Raw genomic sequence first — 388 nt, 5'->3', positions numbered from 1 at the left:
GCGCATGGGCGAACCCGGCGATTACGTCATCGAGCGCGCCTTCGTCGAGAAATAAAAAGGGGCGTTCGGTGCTTGGCGAGCTTCAAAAAACCCACGGCCTTGCGGTCGTGGGTTTTTGTTTGACTGGGCTTATACCGCATCCTTGCCGGTTTCGCCGGTACGAATCCGGATCACCTGCTCAAGCGGCGTGATGAAGATCTTGCCGTCGCCGATCTTTCCGGTATTGGCCACTTGGGTGATGGCATCGATCACCTGCTCGATCAGGTCGTCGTCGATGGCGATCTCCACTTTCACCTTGGGCAGGAAGTCGACCACGTATTCGGCACCGCGATAGAGCTCGGTGTGGCCCTTCTGACGACCGAAGCCCTTCACCTCGGTCACGGTGATA

General features: G+C 58.0%; 1 protein-coding gene. It reads right to left on the bottom strand.

The window, feature by feature from the left end:
* Nucleotides 1–129 precede the first annotated feature (129 nt).
* On the bottom strand, nucleotides 130–388 hold a 259-nt coding region (locus HOP53_RS21325), incomplete at its 5' end, for a P-II family nitrogen regulator (RefSeq protein ID WP_234271868.1).

The organism is Billgrantia ethanolica, assembly GCF_021404305.1.
Lineage (GTDB): Bacteria > Pseudomonadota > Gammaproteobacteria > Pseudomonadales > Halomonadaceae > Halomonas > Halomonas ethanolica.
The sequence above is the reverse complement of the archived record's forward strand: the minus strand, read 5'-3'. Positions and strand labels throughout refer to the sequence as shown.